This window comes from candidate division TA06 bacterium, from assembly GCA_016208585.1.
Classification (GTDB): Bacteria; Edwardsbacteria; AC1; order AC1; family EtOH8; genus UBA5202.
The window spans coordinates 1-4,394 of record JACQXR010000072.1 but is presented as its reverse complement, the minus strand read 5'-3'; the positions used below and the strand labels follow the sequence as shown (position 1 = coordinate 4,394).

At 53.6% G+C, this 4,394-nt stretch carries 3 protein-coding genes; all 3 read right to left on the bottom strand.

What is annotated here, in order from left to right; genetic code table 11:
- Positions 1-218: 218 nt before the first annotated feature.
- Positions 219-2,189 (bottom strand): T9SS type A sorting domain-containing protein, encoded by a 1,971-nt coding sequence (locus tag HY768_05605; protein ID MBI4726685.1) that lies wholly within the window; start codon positions 2,187-2,189, stop codon positions 219-221.
- Between the two features lie 446 nt (positions 2,190-2,635).
- Entirely contained in the window at positions 2,636-2,800 is a 165-nt protein-coding gene (locus HY768_05600; protein ID MBI4726684.1) for a hypothetical protein, read from the bottom strand.
- A 35-nt stretch (positions 2,801-2,835) separates the two neighbouring features.
- The gene (locus HY768_05595) at positions 2,836-4,218 is read right to left on the bottom strand and encodes a tetratricopeptide repeat protein (protein ID MBI4726683.1); all 1,383 of its coding nucleotides are present in this window, start codon (positions 4,216-4,218) and stop codon (positions 2,836-2,838) included.
- Positions 4,219-4,394: the final 176 nt, after the last annotated feature.

The following is a 4,394-nucleotide window of genomic DNA, read 5'->3' as shown; positions in this document are numbered from 1 at the left end:
TCAAAAAACCGAAGTCAGAATTGGATGTGCCATTCTCAACCGCCTGGCTCAAATAGGTATGCCGGTGTCATATAAGGTTGCTGTCTAATCATCAATTTATCAGGGGATGCTGTATCTTTACAATCTTTGCGCAACAAAGCCGATCCGAAGAAACAATTTTTTCATCCGGCTTAGGCCCATGATATAATCTGCGTAATCTGCGGATAAAAATATCTGGTTTATCTGATCACGGCTATCTTGCCGGTCTTTTTGGCCCCCTGGGGATTGGTGACGGAATAGATGTATACCCCGCTGGCGGCCTTGGGAGCCCAGGTGGCCAGTCCGTCGCCGTTGGTCTCGGAGATCTCCTCCACCAGCCGTCCCTTGATGTCGTAGATCTTGACCGTGGCCTGGGCGGTCAACCCCTCGAAATTGACCACGGTGTGCCCGATATAGGGCTTGAAGGGGTTGGGGAAGACCCTTAAGTTCTCCAGATCGACGGCGGCGGTCGGACCCTGGACCACGATCCGAATGGAATCCGTGTCCACCGTCAGGTCGCTGCCCACCGCCCGCATATTGCAAAATCCTTCGTAACGGCCGGAAAGGGTCCCCTCGGGTATATATAGAGTAACGGTTACGTCAAGGCTTTGTCCTATCTCCAAAGCCGGGAGACTGGCCGGCGTTTCGATGAAGCCGGTCAATATGCTGTCCGACAGGTTTTTGAGAACGATGGGGTAGGCCGTCAAGGTGTCTATCCTGGAGGTGCTGGGGCCGTCGGCCGTGTCGGGATTGACGGCATCGCTGGCATTGGCCAGGCGGAAGCTGCGGGAGACATAGGCCGGCCCGGCCGGTAGGATGCCGAAATCCAGGCTGTCGCCGTGGGCATCCAGGGCGTCGGGAAAGACGTCCAGGTCCACCTGGCTGGTAACCACCCGGCCGCGCACCGCGTAGATGTTACCCGAGGCGTCCTCGCCCAGGTCCTGCCACACCATGAAAAAGTTGGTAACGCTGTCGATGTTGGTTATGGCCAGGGCCGGCGGATAGAAGGCGTTGCCGAAATTGGCCCCGGAGGTTCCGGTAAAGGTGTTGAACAGCTTGTAGGAGTTGATGAACTGGCCGATGGAGTCGTTGAAGGCGGTCATCCGCAACTCGAACTTGGCCCCGCTGCTGTCGCTGTGCCAGGCCACCACTAAGTTGCCGTTGGTCTGATCTATGGCTATCCGGGGCCGGAAATTGAATTCGCCCGAGCCGTAGCTGACCTGAAGGTTGGCAGAGAACGCAGCGGCGGTGTCGTATTTCTGGCTGAAAAACAGATATGGCCTGTCAGCGGCCGCGGCCGGTGGCTGCCGGGCGTCCTCCCAGATCACCATTACCTCGCCAGGCCGGCGGGTGATGCTGGGATTCATATGTCGCGCCGGGCCTGGGTCGTCGTTGACCTTGAGAGCAGTAGCACTGAAGGCGGCTCCGTAGTCTGCGGAAAGGTTATAATAGACGTGAGGGTTAGGATCCTGGTTGGTGCCGCCTCCCTGCTCGTAAGCCACAAAAACCTGTCCACTGTCACCAACAGCAATGGACGGGTGCCGGGCCATTCCGGCCAGGTTGGTATTGACGTTGACCGAGCCGAAAAAGCTGTCTCCCCGGTTAGTTGACTTGGCGCATTTAACCCTGGTGGTCCCGGCGGCATCATCGGCCCAGACCAGATACAGCACACTGTCCTTTGGGTCGGCGGCTATCTTGGGGATGGGGCCCAAATTGACCGCGGAACTCTGGCTATTGCTGATGGCCACCCCCTTGACTGTGTCCGGCGCAGTGAAGGAGGAACCGTTGTCCGTGGAACGGGAGAAGTAGATCTTCCAATTGCTGCCGTGCAGGGCCTGCCAGACCAGATAGATGCTGGAGCCCACCTTGGTCATCCAGGGATATCGGTGGCTGAGCGAGTCTCCGATTACCGGGATGTTGGCAGAAAAACTGGCGGCCAAGTCGGTGGATCGGGAGAAATAGATGGAGTACCTCCCGTTGCCGTCCCGGTCGTCCTCCCACCCCGAGTAGACCCTTAAACTATTGTCTATTATGGTGTAGGGATGGATGGCCGCATGGGGACCGCTTCCGGCGGCATCGTCCACCCGTACCCGCGGCCCCCAACTAATCCCCTGTGCCATAGCCAGGGCCGGGAACAGCAGCAGGACCCAAAGTAACTTTTTGATGTGCATGGTGATAACTCCTTAGTTAGACTATTAGTTAGTGATATAGGATTAGAGTAAAAATACCATCCTTTTGGTTCCCGAAAAAACAATTTTCTTTCAAATCCGGAAAATTCCCTACTCAGAAGGTCTGTGCGGTGGTTTTTGATCAATTCCAGCAAAACTATGTCATAACAGACAAAATCCTGATTTTATGATTGACTTATAACATTTAAATCTGAGAGACTAATATCACAACATATCCAAATTATGGGATAAGTTGTGCAAATTCCAAACAATAATAACTAAATCCTAAACACCAGTAATTAGAATTTCGATCTTGGGATTTGTCATTTGTTTAGATTTTAGAATTTAGAAATTCGGATTTTGAAAGGCCTGTTATTTGGGACAAAAAGAACGACCTCCAGGCGATAGAGAGCCTGGTCCTGGCCCAGAAACATATCAAGGACGAGTTGTCAAAAGTCATCGTGGGCCAGCAGGCGGTGATTGAAGAGCTTTTGACCGCCCTGCTGTGCGGGGGCCATGTACTTTTGGTGGGCGTGCCGGGCCTGGGCCTCGGAATAATCGGAAGAAAGATATCTCTTTTCATGGGTTTGAAAGTCCTTTATGGGATTTTTCAAAGTGGCTCATAATTTAAACATAATTTTAAATATTTTTACGTTAATTCCGCCAAACTTTTCTGATACTGGTATTTCGGGGTCTGCTCGTAAAGCATTTTAAACTGCCCGGCGGCCTGTTCGCGGTATTCCTCCCCGGCCCCCAGCCGCCAGAGCTGCAATAATATCTCGGCTTTTTGCTCCTCGGCGGCGGCGGCCAGCAGGGCTTTAAGCTGTTCTTTGCCCATCTCTTTATTCTCCGCCGCCCGGGCCGAAACGACGTCCAGATCCAGCAGCACGTCCGGCCTTTTTACCTCTTGCGCCAGCTTCCGCGCTTCCGGAATCAAGGCCAAAGCCTGCCCCGGCCGGCCGTTCTCCAGGTACAGTTTGGCTAACCGGACCAGGTACCCGCAGACATAATGGTTGAAGCCTATGCTGCGGCCGACCTCTATGGCTTGCTCCAGGGCTTTTTGGGCCTCATCAAAATTGCCTTTTTCCGAATGGGCGATTCCCAGCATGTAGTTGCCGTAGCTCAGTATGGGTTTGTCTTTAAGCCCTTCCGAAATGGCGATTTGCCTGGTAAAGGATTCCACCGCCGGATCCAGCCGGCCGGTGTCCAGGTATATGTTTCCCAGGTTCAGCAGGGTTACCGAAAGGTGCACCTGGTCCCCCAGCTCGGTAAAAGTGTCATATTGCCGGCGGGTCCATTCCATGGCCTTATCGTATTCGCCCTTTTTTTCGTAGATGATGGCGATGTTTCCCACCCCGAAAGCGATGGCCTGCTTGTCCCCGGCCCGCTGGCTTTCCTTTAAGGCCCGCTGGTAGCATTCCATGGCTTGATCCCACCGTCCCGTTTCCAGATAAACGTTGCCAATGTTGCCGGAGGCCATGGCGATGTACTGGGGCTCGTTATTGCGCCGGGCGATCTCCAGCGATTCCCCGTAAAATTTAAGGGCCTTTTCCAGATCTCCCATTTCGTAGCTGATCAGCCCCACCATGTTAAGCATCCGGCAGGTATCCTTGTCCAGTCCGGCCCGGCGCGACAACTCCAGGCAGGCATTGTAACATTCCATGGCTTTGGGATATTCGCTACGGTGCTGGTATACGTTGCCCATTGTTCCCATGGCCTTTACCCGGCCGGGAGTTTGGTTGAGTTTTTCCCAGAGCCAGGAGGCTTCCTGGGCCAGGGTAAAGGCCTCGTCCTCTTTGCCCCGGGTGTCGCAAATGGCGCTGAGGTCGGTTTTGGCCTGGGCGATGCTGCGCGCATCAAGACTTTTCAGGGCCGCTTCCAAGTTGGCCCGGAAGATGTCTTCGGCGGCCTGCCAGTTGCCAATGAGTTTCAGCAGGGCCGCCTTTTCCCGGCAGATGGAATAGGGATAATAGCAGAACGAGCCGTTGGATTGGAATTGGATCCAGTGCTTATTTAAATTGTAGTGGGGCATTAAAATGCTTGGCCTAAGATCATTCCCGCTTTGACAATATCCCTGAATTCCGTCCCTTTTATATACACTACAAATCGAAAAAAATCGGCAATAACCAGGAAGCCTGGATTAACAATACATTACAGGGAGCAACGTCCTGAAAAATAATGCTTGACAAATGTTCGTGTAGTGTATAT